General features: G+C 42.2%; 10 protein-coding genes and 1 tRNA gene. 6 read left to right on the forward strand and 5 right to left on the reverse strand.

The annotated features are described in order from the left end of the window. Window positions 1-173 precede the first annotated feature (173 nt). The 5 genes from WD048_16175 to lpxB all read left to right on the forward strand — a co-directional run bounded on the left by WD048_16175 (window position 174) and on the right by lpxB (window position 14013). Window positions 174-10343: a fibronectin type III domain-containing protein gene (locus tag WD048_16175; GenBank protein ID MEX0813756.1), complete on the forward strand. Its 10170-nt coding sequence runs from the start codon at window positions 174-176 to the stop codon at window positions 10341-10343. Between the two features lie 81 nt (window positions 10344-10424). Continuing rightward, a complete protein-coding gene (locus WD048_16180; GenBank protein ID MEX0813757.1) occupies window positions 10425-11762 on the forward strand; it encodes a TIGR00366 family protein in 1338 nt (445 codons plus the stop codon). Between the two features lie 10 nt (window positions 11763-11772). Then, complete coding sequence (gene surE / locus WD048_16185) at window positions 11773-12543, forward strand: 5'/3'-nucleotidase SurE (GenBank protein MEX0813758.1); 771 nt, start codon at window positions 11773-11775, stop codon at window positions 12541-12543. After that, the gene (locus WD048_16190) at window positions 12536-12880 is read left to right on the forward strand and encodes a hypothetical protein (protein MEX0813759.1); all 345 of its coding nucleotides are present in this window, start codon (window positions 12536-12538) and stop codon (window positions 12878-12880) included. Before surE ends, WD048_16190 begins: the two co-directional genes overlap by 8 nt. Before the next feature lie 11 nt (window positions 12881-12891). Further along, entirely contained in the window at window positions 12892-14013 is a 1122-nt protein-coding gene (lpxB, locus tag WD048_16195) for a lipid-A-disaccharide synthase (GenBank protein ID MEX0813760.1), read from the forward strand. Window positions 14014-14035: 22 nt separating this feature from the next. On the opposite strand, the gene WD048_16200 is transcribed toward lpxB, so the two are convergent. Next, window positions 14036-15334: a type II toxin-antitoxin system HipA family toxin gene (locus WD048_16200; protein MEX0813761.1), complete on the reverse strand. Its 1299-nt coding sequence runs from the start codon at window positions 15332-15334 to the stop codon at window positions 14036-14038. A 74-nt stretch (window positions 15335-15408) separates the two neighbouring features. After that, window positions 15409-15756 carry a helix-turn-helix transcriptional regulator gene (locus WD048_16205; GenBank protein ID MEX0813762.1) on the reverse strand — a complete coding sequence of 116 codons (348 nt, stop codon included), beginning with the start codon at window positions 15754-15756 and terminating at the stop codon, window positions 15409-15411. 248 nt (window positions 15757-16004) lie between these two features. Here WD048_16205 and WD048_16210 point away from each other — a divergent pair. Then, a tRNA-Ala gene (locus WD048_16210) sits at window positions 16005-16081 on the forward strand. A gap of 76 nt (window positions 16082-16157) precedes the next feature. Here WD048_16210 and WD048_16215 read toward each other — a convergent pair. From WD048_16215 to WD048_16225, 3 genes are all read right to left on the reverse strand, one after another. Further along, window positions 16158-16982 (reverse strand): tetratricopeptide repeat protein, encoded by an 825-nt coding sequence (locus WD048_16215; protein ID MEX0813763.1) that lies wholly within the window; start codon window positions 16980-16982, stop codon window positions 16158-16160. A gap of 190 nt (window positions 16983-17172) precedes the next feature. Further along, window positions 17173-17547 (reverse strand): DUF1428 domain-containing protein, encoded by a 375-nt coding sequence (locus WD048_16220; GenBank protein MEX0813764.1) that lies wholly within the window; start codon window positions 17545-17547, stop codon window positions 17173-17175. Between the two features lie 297 nt (window positions 17548-17844). Further along, entirely contained in the window at window positions 17845-18828 is a 984-nt protein-coding gene (locus WD048_16225; protein ID MEX0813765.1) for a pyruvate dehydrogenase complex E1 component subunit beta, read from the reverse strand. Between the last annotated feature and the right edge of the window lie 13 nt (window positions 18829-18841).

Here is an 18841-nt window from a genome sequence, read left to right on the forward strand (position 1 = left end):
CTATCAACTTAATTTTTCCTTAGAATATACTTTCCTCAACAGTTTACTTGTGCAAGGGGACATAAAAATTCTTTTTGCTAAATTTTTCCATAAGTGGGTAAATATTATATCTTTGTTTGAGTCTGAATTCAATTTCAGACATGTCCAAACTTAATAACAAAAACAACAGAGCTATGAATACTTACTGGATTCAAAGGATTGTATTTGCTGTATGCAGCATTTTCCTAATTTCTATTTTACCTGTCAATGCACAGGTTGTGATCAATGAGATTGACTATGACCAACCCGGAACAGATGAATTTGAATTTATCGAACTGTTAAACACCGGAGGCTCAACTGTCAGTCTTGACACTTTTTACCTTGAGCTCTATAACAGTGGTACGGAATCGGTCTATAACCTAATAGAACTGCCGGATTCCCTGCTTGCTCCCGGAGAGTACTTTGTTATTTGTGGAAATGCGAGCAATGTTACCACATGTAACTTTGAAGCTACTCCAGGGACGGACTTAATACAAAATGGGCCAGCTGATGCAGCGGCCCTTTTTCATGTAGCTGGGGATACTACAGTAGTGGCAGTTACTGATGACGGTTTTAATACTGCCTATGTTTTTGGAGGTTTTGCCTCTAATCCAGATGTCCCAGTTAGAAGAGGAGAAACTTATGTTGTCGATTTAACAGCACCGGGACATCCATTTTGGGTGAAAACTGCACCTACTACCGGTACTGGTGATCAGTATAACGATGGTGTTACAAATAATGGAATAGATGATGGTTTAATAACATTTACCATTCCTTTTGATGCTCCTGATACGCTGTATTACCAATGTGAATTTCACAGCCCAATGGGCGGAATGCTCTTAGTCAGCAATACATACAGCGATGCTGTGAGTTATGATGGCGATGCTGGGGCACCTTATGTAGAAGGAACGGCTTTTTCAGGCGCTGACAACAATACCGATGATTACCTTGGGGTTTCCCGTTTTCCCGATGGAGCAGATACCGATGACAATGATGCGGATTTTAGTTTAAGGTGTATTACGCCCGGAGCTGCAAACAGCTCAGACAATACAGGATGTGCCAATCCTTATCAAACTGTATGTGAAGCACCCGATACGGTATATTTTGATAATATTACAACCACTAGTGCTACTGCCTATTGGGATCCTGCCAACAGTGGCAGTGCAGGGTATTTACTTGAAATTGTTCTTGAAAATGATCCACCAGCTGGTAATTACCAGGCATACACTGATACATTTGCATCATTGCCTCCTGGTGCTGGAATGTTGCCCTCGGGCACTACTTTTGACGTTTATATTGTTGAAGTATGTAGTTCTGCTCCCGGAGATACAAGTGCTGTTGCCGGACCATTCCAGTTTACAACTCTTTCTGAATGTGATGAACCCACTACATTGTCATCACAAGATGTTACTTCTGATGAAGCGACTTTATTTTGGACATCAGGCGGTGGTTTGAATGCAGATTCATACATAGTTGAATATGGACAAACAGGATTTACGCCCGGGACTGGAGCATTTGAAACTCCTACCGATACCTTTGCAAATTTAACAGGGTTAAATGCAAATACAGATTATGACTTTTATGTAACTCAAGTTTGTGGAACAAATCCCGGAGATACAAGTGTTGCAGTTGGTGCGCAAAGTTTTACTACATTGTGTAATGTTTTTGGATTTCCTTTTTTAGAGGATTTTGAGAGTGGAAGTTCCAGCTTAAGTTGCTGGTCTCAAGACGTTGTTGGTGCCGGATGGCAAATTACAAGCAATCAGGCCAATAGCGGGTCTCAGAGCTATTATCACAATGATGACTCAGGGGCTCAGTCTGATAGGTTAATTTCTCCTGCAATAGATTTAACCGGAGCCGTCAATCCCCAATTGGTGTTTTGGGAGTACGATAACTTCTCTTCTTTTTATGACAATCATGAAGTAGCCATTTCAACAGACGGAGGCTCTACATGGAGTGCACCTATTTACAACCAAGCTGGAGTTGAAGATACATGGACAGAAGTAGTCCTGGATGTTTCAGCCTATGCTGGCCAAACCATACATGTAGGCTTTTTGTATGAAGGGGATTTTTCAGATGAGTGGTATATTGATGATTTTGAATTAAGGGAAGCACCAACATGTGTAGCACCTACTGCATTATCTGCCCAAAATATAAGCGTTGATGAAGCAACTGCAATATGGACTGCTGGAATAGGAGCCGTTTCTTATATAGTAGAATTCGATACAGTTGGTTTTAATACAGGAGAAGGTACCCTGGTGGCTGTAAATGATACCTTTGCTGTGCTCAGCGGATTGGATGCCAATACCGATTATGAATTTTATGTAAGCCAGGTTTGCGGCACAAATCCCGGAGACACAACAACTGCTGCGGGACCAGAGGCATTTACTACACAATGTGCTGCTTTAATGGCTCCTTATTCTGAAAACTTCGACACAACTGGCGGAACGGTTATTCCTGATAATGGCCCTTTACCGGATTGTTGGACTGGAATTGTTGTAGATGCTTCAGGAACAGCAACATTAGAAGTTGATATAGCAGGTGACAATGGTGGATCGCCAAGTCCTGCAATTTCATCCCCTAACATAATAGAATTAACAACTGATGATGCTGGTGATACGGTTGTATTGGTATCCCCTGCATTTAGTGATTTAGGGGCTCAGGATAAACGTATTCGTTTTTATGCTCAGAGAGATGATCATTTAGGTGATCTGTTTATCGGAACAATGACGGATGCCAACGACCTAAGTACCTTTATGCCATATGATACTATTTTAAATAGTGAGTTGTTGGACGGAACCTGGGCGGAGTTTACTGTCAATTTTGATACTTATGCCGGAGGTACAGCACATATTGCTTTCATGCAAATAGAACCGAATCCCTTTAGTGATACATACATTGATAATTTTGTTTACGAAAAAATTCCATCTTGTTTTGCTCCTACAGCTTTATCAAGCCAGGGTATCACAGAAAGTGAAGCAAGTGTATACTGGACATCAGCATCTGGAGCAGCTTCTTTTATAGTTGAATACGATACAGCTGGATTTACTCCTGGTAGTGGAAATATAATGACTCCAACAGATACATTTGTGAATTTGAGTGGACTTGATGCAAATACAGCGTACGATTTTTATGTTACCCAGGTTTGTGGAACAAATCCCGGAGATACAAGTGCAGTGGCTGGCCCTGTAAGTTTTACAACCGAATGCGAGGCGGTTGCATCATTCCCATGGACGGAAACATTCGAGAACTCATCCACTACGCGCAGTTGCTGGGCGAACATCTATGAAAGCGGAACGGCTGATTGGACTTATGATATAGGTTCAAGTGGAGGAGCTATAAGTGCTCCGTTTGCAGGAGCCTTGAATGCCCGTTTTGTAAGCCAGAGCGGAACGAACAACCCCGCAACCAAGCTGGTAAGCCCGGTATTGGACCTGAGCGGCCTTACAAATCCGGAAGTGGAGTTTTATTATGGCCAGGAGGAATGGTTTGGCGATCAAAACACGCTCCATGTATTTTATAGGGTAAGCCCCTCCGACCCATGGGTCTTGATAGCGGACTATACTTCTGAGGCAGCAGTCTGGACTCAGGAAACGCTTCTTTTGCCCAATCCATCTTCTACCTACCAGTTGGCTTTCGAGGGAAGGAACAATTATGGAAGGGCCAACGTACTGGACAACGTAACGGTACAGGCAGGCCCAAGCTGTCCGCCCGTAACGGATTTGACCGTTTCTAATATTACCGCATCGGAGGCTACCTTGTCCTGGACACCGTCAAATAGCGACACGAGCTACTTGGTGGCATACGATACAACAGGTGCTGCATTTGAGGACATGAACAATGTTTTCGCGACCAGCAACGCTTCTTTGAACATAAGTGGCCTGGATGCCAGTACGGAATATGATTTTTATGTAGTGGGCGTCTGTGGAACAAATGTGGGAGACTCAACATTGGTCGGCCCTGAAACTTTCACTACTACCGCGGCATGTGATGTTCCTACGGCATTGTCAACCCAAAACATAAGTTCAGATGAAGCAACTGCTACATGGACTGCAGGAACGGGTGCTGTCTCTTATATAGTGGAATATGACACCGCAGGATTTACTCCCGGTGATGGAAACGTATTGACCCCAACGGATACATTTGTCAACCTGACAGGCCTGGATGCTCTTACGGAGTATGAGTTTTATGTAACGCAAGTATGCGGCACAAATCCTGGAGATACAACAGCAGCAGTTGGTCCCGAGACATTTGCTACACTTTGTGCAGCTGTAATGGCTCCTTATCAGGAAAATTTTGATGGGTCAAGCTGGACACCCGGTACTGGATTTGATAATTCCGGTGATGCAATCGACCCGTGTTGGTCACGTAATCCTGCAACCAGTTCCGACTTTTTCTGGGGAACCAGAACAGGCACCACAGGCAGTGGTTCAACTGGACCTGATAGTGATAATACTACAGGCAGTGGCAATTATATCTTTACCGAAGGTTCAAATGGTGGAACAGGAGATATTGCTACTATTACAAGTCCTCAGATCGACTTGAGTTCATTGACTGTTCCACAGTTGTTGTTTGCCTACCATTTCTATGGTGCCAATACCGATAGTTTCTGGGTTGAAGTTTATGATGGTACTGTTTGGACGCTTATCGATACTATTACCGGGACACAACAGACAGATAACAGCGATCCATGGTTGATCAGAGAACTTGATCTAAGTGCTTTTGCGGGTTCAACCGTACAAGTTCGCTTTAGTGCCATAAGGGGAACCAGCTTTAATGCAGATTATGCCCTGGATGATATTTGGATTCGGGAGACTCCTTCCTGTATTGTGCCATCAAGCCTTGCGGCTCAGGATATTACAGAAACGGAAGCCACATTGTTTTGGACGGCATCTCCAGGTGCTGCCTCATTTATTGTAGAGTATGATACTGCAGGCTTTACGCCCGGTGATGGCAATGTTTTGACCCCTACCGATACATTCGTAAACCTAACAGGCTTAAGTGCCAGTACAGATTACGAGTTTTATGTCACCCAGGTATGTGGTGCAAATCCGGGAGATACCAGTTTTGTTGTAGGACCTGAAAGCTTTAGGACTGCTTGTGGTGTGGAACTGGCTCCATTCTTTGAGAATTTTGACGGTGCTGTATGGGTTGCTGGTTCAGGCTTTAATAATGCCGGAAGCGAAATAGACCCTTGTTGGACAAGTAATCCACCTTTAAGCCCAGACTATTATTGGGGAGTTGGTGAAGGAACAACAGGTACTAGCTTTTCAACTGGGCCTGATGGTGATAACACAACAGGTATCGGTAATTATGTTTTCACAGAATCATCCAATGGTTCTACAGGAGATATAGCAACTTTTACCAGTCCTCAGATTGATTTAAGCCCTTTGACTGTACCTCAATTGTTGTATGCGTATCACTTTTATGGAGCAACTATTGATACTTTCTTAGTGTCAGTTGATGATGGAAACGGATATGTATTCATTGACACAATAATAGGTGAACAACAGGCAGACAATCCCGAACCATGGTTGATTCGTGAGTTGGATTTGAGTGCCTTTGCAGGAGCTACTGTAAATGTTCGCTTTACAGCCAGAAAAGGCGGCACGAGCTGTGATTACGCCATAGATGATTTTTGGATAAGAGAAACACCTTCATGTAATGTCCCAACAGCATTGTCTAGTCAGGATATTACTGAAAATAGTGCGACAGTTTCTTGGACTGGAACCTCTGGTGCAGTTTCTTATATCTTAGAATACGATACAGCAGGTTTTACTCCGGGTGATGGTAATTTTATCACACCTACAGATACTTTTTCCAACTTAACTGGATTAATGTCTAATACAGAATATGATTTTTATGTAACCCAGGCCTGTGGTACGAATCCGGGAGATACTAGTTTACAGGTTGGGCCTGCTACTTTTACTACATCATGTAATGCATTTACAGCTCCTTATAGTGAGAATTTTGATTCCATTGCTGGAGTGGTTATACCGGATAACGGTCCTTTACCGGATTGTTGGACAGGTATAGTGGTGGATGCTTCAGGAACAGCGACATTAGAAGTAGATGCTGCAAATAATTCAGGAGCACCTTCTGACCCAATATCTGAGCCCAACTTTATAGAGATTACAACTGATGATGTTGGTGATACGGTTGTATTGGTATCCCCCGCATTTAGTGATTTAGGAGCTCAGGATAAACGTATTCGTTTTTATGCTCAGAGAGATGATCATGCCGGTGATCTGTTTATCGGAACAATGACGGATGCCAATGACCTAAGCACCTTCATGCCATATGATACTATTTTAAATAGTGAGTTACTGGATGGAACCTGGGCAGAATTTACTGTCAATTTTGATACTTATATAGGAGGTACAGCACATATTGCATTCATGCAAATAGAACCGAATGCGTTCAGTGATACTTATATTGATAATTTTGTTTATGAGGAAATCCCGTCTTGTTTTGCTCCTACAGCTTTATCAAGCCAGGGCATCACAGAAAGTGAAGCAACGATTTACTGGACATCTGCAACCGGAGCAGCTTCTTTTATAGTTGAATACGATACAGCCGGATTTACGCCTGGTAATGGAAATATCATGACTCCAACAGATACATTTGTGAATTTGAGTGGACTTAATGAAAACACTGCTTATGAGTTTTATGTTACACAGGCATGTAGTGCAAACCCTGGCGATACAAGTACGGCTTCAGGTCCTGTTGCATTTACTACTCAGTGTGCAGCTGTGTTAGCTCCCTATCAGGAAGATTTTGAAGGATCAAGTTGGGTTTCCGGAACAGGGTTTAGCAACACGGGTGATGCAATAGATCCTTGTTGGTCGAGAAATCCAGCTACCAGTTCCGATTACTTCTGGGGAACCAGAACTGGAACAACAGGGAGTAGCAGTACGGGTCCATCTTCTGATAATACCACAGGAAGTGGAAAATATGTATTTGCTGAAGGTTCAAATGGCAGCACTGGTGCTATTGCTACAATAACCACTCCTCCAATTGATTTAAGCCCTTTAACTACACCCGAATTGTTATTTGCCTACCACATATACGGAAGCGGAACCGATAGTTTCTGGGTTGAAATTAATGATGGACTAGGCTGGGTGCAGATTGATGCTATTACCGGGGCTCAGCAAAGCAGTAGCACAGATCCTTGGTTAATACGCACATTGAATCTAAGTGCCTATGCAGGTGCTACGGTTAACGTACGATTTAATGGTATCAAAGGGGGCTCTTTTTCAGATTATGCTATTGATGATGTATGGATTCGTGAAGCACCGAGTTGTGCCGCAGTTACCGACCTTACTGTTGAAGATGTTAATGCTACGGATGCGACTGTAAGTTGGACATCTGCAAGTGGTGCAGCTTCATTTATAGTTGAATATGATACTTTAGGGTTTACCTTAGGTCAAGGAAACCTAATTTCCACTACAGATACATTTGCTGTTATTTCGGGTCTGACTTCAGCTACTGATTACGACATCTATGTAACACAGGTATGTGGCACAAACCCTGGAGACACAAGTTTTGTTACTGGCCCAGTTTCAATTACTACATTATGTGTGGCACCGGTGATTTCTTCCTACCCATATACTGAGAACTTTGACGGTGTTACTTCACCTGATATTCCATGTGGTTGGATTGTAGAAAATACCAATGGTGACGCTTATGAATGGGAGACTTATTCAGGTACTTTACCAAGTCCCAATTCTTCACCAAACTCAATTGCAATAAGATGGAATGGCAGTCAGGCCATGAACGACTGGATATTTTCTCCAGAGCTTATCCTTACTGGTGGTCAGTCTTATGATTTGAGTTTTGCATATACCAATAACAGCTCTTTTTACACTGAAAAATTAAAGGTTCACTACGGAACAGGTCAAACATCAGGAGATATGACAACACAGTTGTTTGATGATGCCAATGTACAATACAATGGTGTTTATCAAACTGTAACAGTTTCCTTTACTCCACCAAACACCGGTTCTTATTATATTGGTTTCCACGGTTATAGTGATGCAAATCAGTTTAGATTAGCGTTTGATGATTTCGAAATCGATCTGTCTTATATTTGCTCTACGGTTGATGCCGGAATGAACGATACCATTTGTGCAGGGGATACCACTACGCTGACTGCGGTTGCAACATCTGCTGTGGGGACATATTCCTGGAGTCCGGGAGGAGCCTCAACAGCAAGTGTAGATGTGGCACCAACTGTTACTACTGATTACATAGTGACATTTACCGATACCAATAACTGTGTTGATTCGGATACGGTTACGGTAGTTGTTGATTCGCTTCCCAATAGTGTTTTGACTGACCGTTCGGTATGTAGTGGATCAACGATTACATTGGATGCTGGCAACCCCGGAAGTACTTATAGTTGGAGTACAGGAGAAAGTACCCAAACCATTGTGGCTACCGATGCTGACTCGTTATATACTGTAACGATTACGACTCCTGCCGGATGTAGCATTACTGATACATCCCAGGTTACATTAGTAACGGACATTCCAATTGGTTTGATGGATTATGATATCTGTGAAGGGGATACACAGGTCTTGGATGCCAATAATCCAGGTCGTGACTTTATGTGGAGTACAGGTGATACCACACAAACTATCAGTGTGACAACAAGTGATATTTACTACGTGACAGTTACTGATCCATTGGTTGGATGTACTGGTACGGATACTTCAATTGTTACGGTCAATCCACTCCCTCCTGCTGATGCGGGATCAAATGATACCATTTGTTTGGGAGAATCAAGCACTTTAACTGCAAGTGGTGGTGTGGATTATGCATGGAGTACATCGGACATGACAGCCAGTACAACAGTTTCACCAATGGCTACTACAGATTACTATGTAACGGTTACAGATGCCAATGCATGTTCTGATACTGACACTGCTACGGTAGTGGTAAATCCATTACCAGTTGTAGATGCCGGAATGAACGATACCATTTGTTTGGGTGATTCTGCTACGCTTACAGCAAGTGGTGCTGATACTTATTTGTGGAGTACATCTGAGCAAACAGCAAGCATTACGGTTAATCCTACTGCTACTTCGGATTTTGTAGTAACGGGTACTGAAAATGTAAATGGTTGCTCTGCTTCAGATACCGTCACAGTACTAGTAAATCCATTGCCTCCAGCAGATGCAGGATCAGATGTAAGCATCTGTTTGGGTGACTCGACTACGCTTATGGCAAGTGGGGGTACCGATTTCTTGTGGAGTACAAGTGATCAAACTGCAAGCATTACAGTTTCTCCAACAATGGATACCCAATACAGCGTAGAGGTAACAGATAACAACAGCTGTTCAGCATCTGATACGGTAGAAGTTGTTGTAAATGCATTGCCACCTGCCGATGCAGGACAGGATGAAGTGATTTGTGATGGTGACAGTGTGACTCTCACAGCAAGTGGCGGAACGGATTATATGTGGAGTACTGGAGATATGACGGCTTCTATTACAGAAAGCCCTTCTGTAGCTACAGAATATGGTGTATTGGTTACCGATACCAATGGCTGCTTTGCTTCTGATACCGTTGAGGTAATGGTAAATCCATTACCAGTTGCGAGTGCCGGAGCGGATACCAATGTTTGTGAAGGTTCTTCAGTTACCCTTACGGCAAGTGGAGGCACAGTTACAGGTTACCAATGGAGCAATGGCGATATGACGGAAAACACCTCTGTTTCACCATCTATGGATACAACTTATAGTGTTACCGTAACGGATGGCAATGGCTGTACTGATGTAGCATTTGTTGATGTTGAAGTGCTTGAATTGCCTATTGTTCGCTTTGTACAGGTTGATTCAAGTTATTGTGCAGGTTCAGGAAATGTTCAGTTGGTAGCTTCTCCTCCCGGTGGAAACTTCTCAGGAAATGGAGTAAGCGGTACCACACTTGATTTGGATGCAGTTGGTGCAGGAAACACAACTACAGTTACCTTCACCTACCAGGCTACCAATGGTTGTGTGAACAGTACTTCAATGGACATCTTTGTTGATCCTTGTCCCGGCATTGATGAGATTGACTTCCTCAACCAGGTTCAGTTGATGCCAAATCCATTTACAGACCGTTTGGTAATGACTTTCAATTCTGATAAAGAAACCAAAGTCTTGCTAAGCATGATGGATATTAGTGGAAGACAGATATGGGTAGAGGATAAAGTTGTTCAGTTTGGTAAAAATACTTTTGAACTGAATACCGGAAATCAGTTGGCTGAAGGAATGTACTTTGTTACGATTTCCAGTGCTGAACAATCCAGGACATTTAAAGTGATCAAGACCGTTAAATAGTCTGATTGCGAGAATAATCTGATTAAAATGGGATGCAGTTTACTGTATCCCATTTTTATATTTTTATGATAAATCTTAAGTATGCAATCAGCAGGTATTATTGAAAAAGTAAAATGGTTTTTGCCCAGCCCATTTACCATAGCACTACTCCTGTCAGTGCTTACCTTTTTATTGGCCTATTTTCTTACCAATGAAAAAAATACAGCTGCTTATTCAATAGAGGTTTTGGAATTCTGGCAAATTGGCTTTTGGGATTTCCTGAAATTCAGTATGCAAATGATGCTGATATTGGTGCTCGGGCACAATCTGGCCAAAACACCCTTTTTTGAGCGCATTATTGCAGTAATCGTTCCCTTTTGTTCTACCAATATCCGAGCAGCAATACTGGTTACATTTTTTGCCATGGCAATGGCTTATTTAAACTGGGGTTTGGGTTTGATCTTTGGTGCAATTTTAGCCCGTCAGGTAGGTGAATTTGCCAAAAAGAATAAAATATTGCTGAATTACCCTTTGATAGCAGCTTGTTCCTATACCGGTTTAATGATCTGGCATGGTGGTTTTAGTGGTTCTGCTCCTCTTGCATTGGCTGAAAGTGGCCACAATCTTTTTGAATTGACAGGAGCAATTCCAGTAAGCGAAACACTTACGAGTAAAATGAACCTGTCTGTTGTGGCAATTACACTTGTGTGTTTACCGCTCTTAGCAGCATTTATGGCTGGGAAATTTAAAGTCGATAAATTTTATCTGCCCAAAGTACAGCGCAAGAAAATAAAACTTTCTAAAGGTCTGGGAGCAGAGCGTTTGGATAGCAGCTCATGGCCGGCTTATTTCTTTGGCCTAATCATATTGATACTTGCTGTTTTATCTGCCATAAAATCAGAAGGGCCTGCGCTTTCATTTCTCAATTTAAACTACATCAATTTTCTGCTCTTTGGTCTGGCTCTATTTCTACATGGCAGCATTCAAAAATTTATAGCAGCTACCGAAGAGGCTATGAGTGGAGCTACTGGAATACTTTTGCAATTCCCTATTTATGCTGGGATTATGGGGATGATACAACACTCCGGTTTGATCGATCTGTTTTCACAGCATATGATAGCAGTTTCTACGCCATATACTTTTCCGATTTTTACTTTTATCAGTGCTGGGGTAGTCAATATTTTTGTTCCAAGTGGTGGCGGGCAATGGATCATACAGGGGCCTGTGCTTATGGAAGCTGCCAGGGAATTGGGGGTGCCTTTTTCTAAAACAGTAATGGCACTGGCCTATGGCGATCAGGTGACAAATATGCTGCAACCCTTTTGGGCTTTGCCGCTTTTGGCTATTACAGGATTGGAAGCCCGGGACATTTTGCCCTATACTTTTCTTTTCTTTTTAAGTGGAGTCGCCATTTTTACCGTAGTTTTGCTGCTGTTTTAAAGTTTGAATTATGAAACCGACAATATTGGTCACCAATGATGATGGCATTACTTCACCGGGCATCAAAGCACTTGTTGAAGCAGTAAAGGGGCTGGGCAATATTCTTGTTGTGGCACCTGACAAACCGCAATCTGGAATGGGACATGCCATTACCATCGAAAACCCGCTTCGACTGGAAAAGGTGGATATTTTTGATGGAATAGAAGCATATTCCTGCTCCGGCACCCCGGTTGATTGTGTAAAACTGGCAAAGGATAAATTGCTGCATAAAAATCCCGACCTCTGTGTATCGGGCATCAATCATGGATCCAATTCATCCATCAATGTAATTTATTCAGGTACAATGTCTGCCGCTATGGAAGCGGCTATCGAAGGGATTCCAGCTGTAGGATTTTCGCTTTGCGATTACAATTACCATGCAGATTTTTCGCTTTCTAAAGAAGTGGCTGCTACTGTTTCCAAAGAATTGCTGGAAAAAGGGATGCCCACCGGGACATTGCTCAATGTAAATGTCCCGAGAGTGAGCCTTGAAAACTTTAAAGGCTACAAAATTTGTCGTCAGGCCAATGCCAAGTGGCAGGAAGAATATGATGAGCGTATTGATACCCGCAATAAAAAATATTATTGGCTCTCGGGTGAATTTGTCAATTTTGATCGTGGAGAAGATACCGATGAATGGGCACTGCGCAATAACTACGTGTCTGTTGTGCCGGTGCAGTTTGATTTAACTGCACATCATGCCATTGCTGACTTAAACAATAAATGGAAACTCGATGCTTAGGCAGGATAAAATAGGAGTGGGGCTACTTTACGGTTTTCTTTTTCCGGTATTGCTTTTTGTATTGATCCGTGAATTGAATCTTTTTTTGGTAGAACTGGATTTCGGATGGGTGGAAAGTGCATTTGGAATCAACCCTAGGTTTTTGACCGAATTTCAGGTGCGAGGTGGCTTCAGTGATAAATTTATAGCCATTCTTGCTGTTTGCTGTAACCTGATCCCTTTTAATGTGTTTAAAAAAGCGGGAAAAGATCATGCCCTACAAGGTGTGCTTACAGCCACATTTGTTTTGGTCATTGTCCTTGTGATCTTTTTTTGGGATGATTTTCTAGGTAATTAAAGCCATGATTTATGAAATATTATCTCATTGCAGGAGAGGCTTCGGGCGATTTGCACGCATCCAACCTGATGAAGTCCATTAAAAGGAATGATGCTGAGGCATCGTTCAGGGGCTTTGGCGGGGAACGTATGCAGACAGAAGGATTGCAATTGGTCAAACATTACAAAGAGCTGGCGTTTATAGGGTTTTGGGAAGTGTTGAAACACCTCAGAACCATTTTGCGAAATATAAAGCTCTGCAAACAGGATATTCTTGATTTCCAGCCCGATACGGTGATTCTGGTTGATTACCCTGGATTTAACCTGCGCATTGCTTCTTTCCTGAAGGAACAAGGCATAAAAGTAATTTACTACATTTCCCCTCAGGTATGGGCCTGGCATGCATCGCGGGTTAAGAAAATCCAGAAAGTGGTAGATCGCATGTTGGTGATTCTGCCTTTTGAAAAAGATTTTTATGCCCAATATGGTATGGATGTGGATTTTGTGGGACATCCCCTGCTCGATGCGATGGAACAATTTCCATTTAACAAAAACATGCACAAGGATTATAGGCTTGATGAAAGACCCCTAATTGCTCTATTGCCAGGTAGCAGAACTGGAGAAATTCAAAGCATGCTGCCGGTATTTGTATCGCTGTCAAATCAATTTCCCCAATACCAATTTGCGGTTGCCGGTTTGTCGCAGCACGGTGAATCTTTTTACAGGGAAATTACTGGAGACAGTACTGTTAAAATAGTAATAGATGAAACCTATAGCTTGTTGAATATCGCCTATGCAGCTATTGTAACAAGCGGAACAGCCACCCTTGAAACAGCTTTGCTGGATGTACCACAAGTAGTGGCCTATAAAGGCGGTTGGTTGAATTACCTGATAGGGAGCTATGTGGTGAATGTGGACTATATTTCGCTGGTAAATATCGTGATGGACGAACCTGTTTTGCAAGAGCTGATACAGGAGGAGCTCGATGAAGGAAATCTAAAGCTGGCTTTTGAGAAATTGCTTAAAGAGGGGAACAGAGATAGATTCAAGGAAAAATATGCTGAGCTTAGAAAAAAACTGGGTGGAACAGGTGCTTCTGTCCGTGCTGCCGAAATTATTCAGCAAGAAGTTCAGCGAAATGAAAATAATGTGTAGTCCCGGGTTTTATCATATTTGACTACAAATGAACCAAAGTCTTTTCAATGGCATCGCGTAATTCTGTTTTTACTTTTATCTCTTCTGCATATGTATTCCAATTTTTGACTACCTCATTGATTTGGTCAATAACCTGCTTGGCCTTTTTGATATTCATGGCTTCAGCAAGTTTCAGCAAGTCATCCCGGGTAATGTTTTTTCTTTTTCCATTGATGCTCAGGGCGTGCTGGTTTACCCACTCGCTTCCCGGGCGATAAGCGTGGCAAAGGTCATAGGCCGGAGCCAGTCTCCATTCATCGTCTTTTTTCAATCGAAAGGCAAAATTCTTGGTATGGTCATCGCAGTTTCTGGCCAATACATTGAAAACCATCCTTTGGAACATCTGCTCTGCTTCGGGGTAAGTCAGGCGCAATTCCCGCATGGTCTGGAAAAGTTGCTCATAGCTAAAGCTGCCCACATCGTTGTAGTCAAAATGTTTCAGGGCACACCAGGTTTGGATATGGTGTTTAATGTTGCCAGCTTCACGATCGAATCTTTTGGTCATAAAATGTGTACGGTTGTTTTCTTCCAATAGCCGGGAAGGCATCATGTCAATCCCACAATCCACGGCCATCAGGTAATATGCCATTTCTACCCGTCCATAGCCATGACTGGCGCCCAATTGTACATCACTTACTCCATCCAATTTTAAGAGCCAGTGTTCAAACCCCTTAGGGACTTTTGTTTGTTCTGATCTGACCACTCCTGTTTTTTCATTGTAAGCGATCAATGCTTTGGGTCTTGCTCCACCGGCAGAAGTTCCGATCTTTAAAATAGCTTTCAGCGCTGCTTCCTCATCTTTTTGTAAGTTGGTACTGAAATCCTTTTTTTGGGAAAGCATTTTCTGTGCAATATCAATCAGGCTGCTTATTTCAAGGCTAAAGCTTCCTTTCTGTTCGTTGAATTTTGCCGGTTCAAATTCCAGGGCGCCCATGCCTCTTTTTCCGATAAAACAGAGCATTTCAACCGGGTTCATGCTGTTTTCCGGGCGACCGTTTTGTGCCAGCCATACATTGATCAACTGGTTGCCGTATTTATCGGGCAAGGAATCTGCCAGCAACCCGGGCAGTCCCCTGAAGGTATTGAGTCCCGAACCTTTTTTCTCTCTCAATTCCGGGAAGCTGTATATCTCACCCCGTTGCAAGGGCATTTTTAAAGGCGCCAGCTCCCTATTGAAAGCGACAAACCCCGGGTCGTATTCGAAACTGGCTATTTCGGTATTTCCATCCCAGGCCACTGCCCCGACTGTTTGCCCCCATATTTTTACAAATGCAGTTTCCATAATTTACTCGATAATCGAGATTTAAACCTGCCCGACTAAGCAGGCGGGTGCTCCGAGGCTTGCCCCGATGTTGTTTACCAATCACTTTCTGGTTTTTTATTTTTATTGGAAGGGCGTGCGCGCTGCCGCTTCTGTTTTTGCATTTTGGCCAGTGCCAGTGGACTGATTTTTTCTTCTGTTTCAAATATTTTGAACAAATGAAGCTTGTCTAATACGCGTAAAACCTGAATGAAAGAAGCCAGCGTAACCGTTTGCCCGCGTTCCAGGAGGCTTAAGGTAGAACGGCTTATACCAGCTGCTTTTGCTATCTGGTTTTGGGTTTTGTTTTGTTCCAGGCGCTGTGTTTTGATAAAATGACCAATCTGTTTGGCAATTGCTTTGTCGCTTAATGCCGGCCAATTAATGTTTGATATATCAGTCATAAATATAAATATAAGAAATTAATGAATGAAATTTCATACTAAATAATTTTTGCTAAGTTAGTTAAAATGAATGATAAATAATACGTAAAAAGCTATAAAAAGATTTAATGAATGAAATATGATTCAAAAACAGAGGTGAATAAATTGAATGTATGCTATGGATCATTCTTAGAGTGGATTCTGAAATTATTCAGCAGGAAGTTCAGCGAAATGAAAATAATGCTTAATTTTGAGCTCGCTTAAATGATGGGGATATAGCTCAGTTGGCTAGAGCGTTTGACTGGCAGTCAAGAGGTCCGGGGTTCGACTCCCCGTATCTCCACCAATTAAAAACCCAATATACTGTTGTTCAGTGTGTTGGGTTTTTCTTTTCTGTGTTTCCCCCAACTTATTCCAAACAATCACTCATCTTCATCCGCACCACAATACTCCTCAATTTTTTCAGCAGCAAGGTCGGAGCCCAGGTCTTTGGCTTTTTGCCAGTCGGAGCAGGCCTTGTTTGTATTGCGCAAAAAATATTGCGCCAGGCCTCTTTCGTGATAACATTTTGCAAAGTTGCTGTCAAGTTCCAGAGCGCGGTCAAAAGAGCTTATTGCATTTTTGTATTCTTCTAAATCTACCTGTACATAACCCAGTTCATACCAAATTTCTGAATTTTCAGGATCCAGTTCTACTATCATAATAAAAAAATCTTTTGCAGCACTATAGTTTTCTGATTCCCGTGCGCATTTTCCGAGATAATAGAAAGCGAGAGCGGATAATTCCACATCATTTTTCAGTAGCCAGTAGAGGTCTTTTTCGGCCAGGGGGCAATGGTCCTGCACATAGAATATAGTAGCCCGAAGAAATCGGGCGTCACTGTATGTTGAATCCAGGTTGATGGCATTGTTGACTGACTTGAGCGCTTCATTAAAGAAATTCATTTCAAACAGCGCATTGGCTTTGAGGTATAAAACCTGTTCATCTGCTTCATCCAGCTCAATCAATTTGTCGAAATCTGCTACGGCACCACGATAGTCTTCCAAATATTGACGGGTTTGTCCTCTGTAGAAATAGGCATCGCTTTCGTTGCCACCCAGGTCAATGTATTCGTTGAAATAACGAAGTGCCTTCTTGAGCTCTCCTTTCTCGTATTCAGCTACTGCTTTGCCGTATAATTCTTTTTGAAAAAGATTGTCCTGGGCATGTAGCGATGTTGCGAGTAACAGGATTAAAACAATAAACATAGGTCTGTAAGCTGGTGAACAGCGAAATATAACACTTTATGCATTGGCATACAATACATCCAAAGCAGCTTTTACAGTGCGTACTACATTGGGCATAAAGGTTCTAAAAAGTGGGATATACATTTACCGGATTAATCTAAATAGCAAGGAAAGCCAAGTTGGAAGGATTGTAGCGCAGTAATGGTCTCTGCTATTCAGATTGAACAAGCGGCTTGAAGCCTCCATAGACCATTCTGCTGGCGTCAAAGATTAATTTATGGTCTGTCAGGGGTGCGATTAGTTCTTTCATTCTTGGGTCTGCCGCAACTTTTTTGTTGGCTGAATCACGTATCTCTTTTGAAGGAAAAACAACCCAACCAAATACAATTTCCTCTTCTTCCTTTGCATCTATAGTTTCTGTAAAGGATTTCGTGCCTTCTAAAGACAGATCATCGCCAACGAATTCGAAATAAGCAATAGCACCATACTTTTTCCAAATTTCAGCTACTTTTTCAGCTGCCTTTTTGTATTCGCTCAAATATATTCGAGGAATGGGAAAAACAAAGCCATCTATGTAGTTTGCCATTTTTTAATGTTTTGGATTGGGGTATTTTTTTGGAGGTGGAGGATGTATTTCGTAATGATACTGAAATGAAATTCTCGTTCCAATTTTTTTATTGAGATAAAATTTAGTAGAGTCCGATAATTGAATGAATTTTTTTCCATACCATTCTTTGGATACGTAATTCTGATATTCATCTATCGCTTTGCAAACTTCAATGATTGAGTTTTGAATAGCATAAAGTATCAAATATAAATAAATGTTACTAAACAAACACTTATCAACCCCATAAATCCTAAAATGATATTGTATCCTAAAGCTCTATGCTTTTACATACAATACATCCAAAGCAGCTTTTACAGTGCGTTCTACATTGGGCATAAATTCCTCTACCAAAGTAGGAGCATATTGCATAGAAACATCAGCAGTATTGATTCTGCGAATGGGTGCATCAAGATAATCAAAGGCTTCATTTTGTATGCGGAAGGCAATTTCTGTAGATACATTGGAAAAAGGCCAGGCCTCTTCAACAATCACCAGGCGGTTGGTCTTTTTTACCGATTTGATGATGGTATCAATATCCAGCGGTCTGATGGTCATCAGATCGATGACTTCTGCACTGTAGCCTTCTTTTTTCAATTCCTGCGCAGCTTTCACCGCTATTTTCATGGATTTGTTAAAGGAGATGATTGTCACATCCGATCCTTCAATTTTCACGTCTGCTTTACCAATTGGAATCAGGTATTCGTCTTCAGGTACTTCTCCTTCATCGGAATACATCAGCTCTGACTCGAAAAAGCAAACCGGGTCTTCATCTCTGATGGCAGATTTTAGCAAACCTTTTGCATCGTATGGGTTGGAAGGGGAAATGACTTTCAATCCCGGAACATTGGCTATCCAGCTTTCAAAAGATTGCGAATGCTGTGCGCCAAGTTGTCCTGCTGTGCCTGAAGGACCTCTGAATACCATTGGCGCAGCAAATTGTCCGCCCGACATGCTCAGGATTTTCGCGGCAGAATTCACTACCTGGTCGAATGCCAAAACTGCAAAATTCCAGGTCATAAATTCAATGATGGGACGGGTGCCGTTCATAGCTGCACCTACTCCGATGCCTGCAAAACCAAGTTCTGAAATAGGGGTGTCGATCACCCGTTTCGGGCCGAATTCTTTCAACATGCCCTGGCTTACCTTATATGCGCCATCGTATTCCGCTACTTCTTCTCCCATTAAAAAAACGCGCTCATCTCTGCGCATTTCCTCCGTCATGGCTTCATTCAAAGCTTCACGAAATTTTATCTTTCTCATAAAAGCTGTTTTA

This window comes from Chitinophagales bacterium, assembly GCA_040877935.1.
Taxonomy (GTDB): Bacteria; Bacteroidota; Bacteroidia; order Chitinophagales; family CAIOSU01; genus JBBDNB01.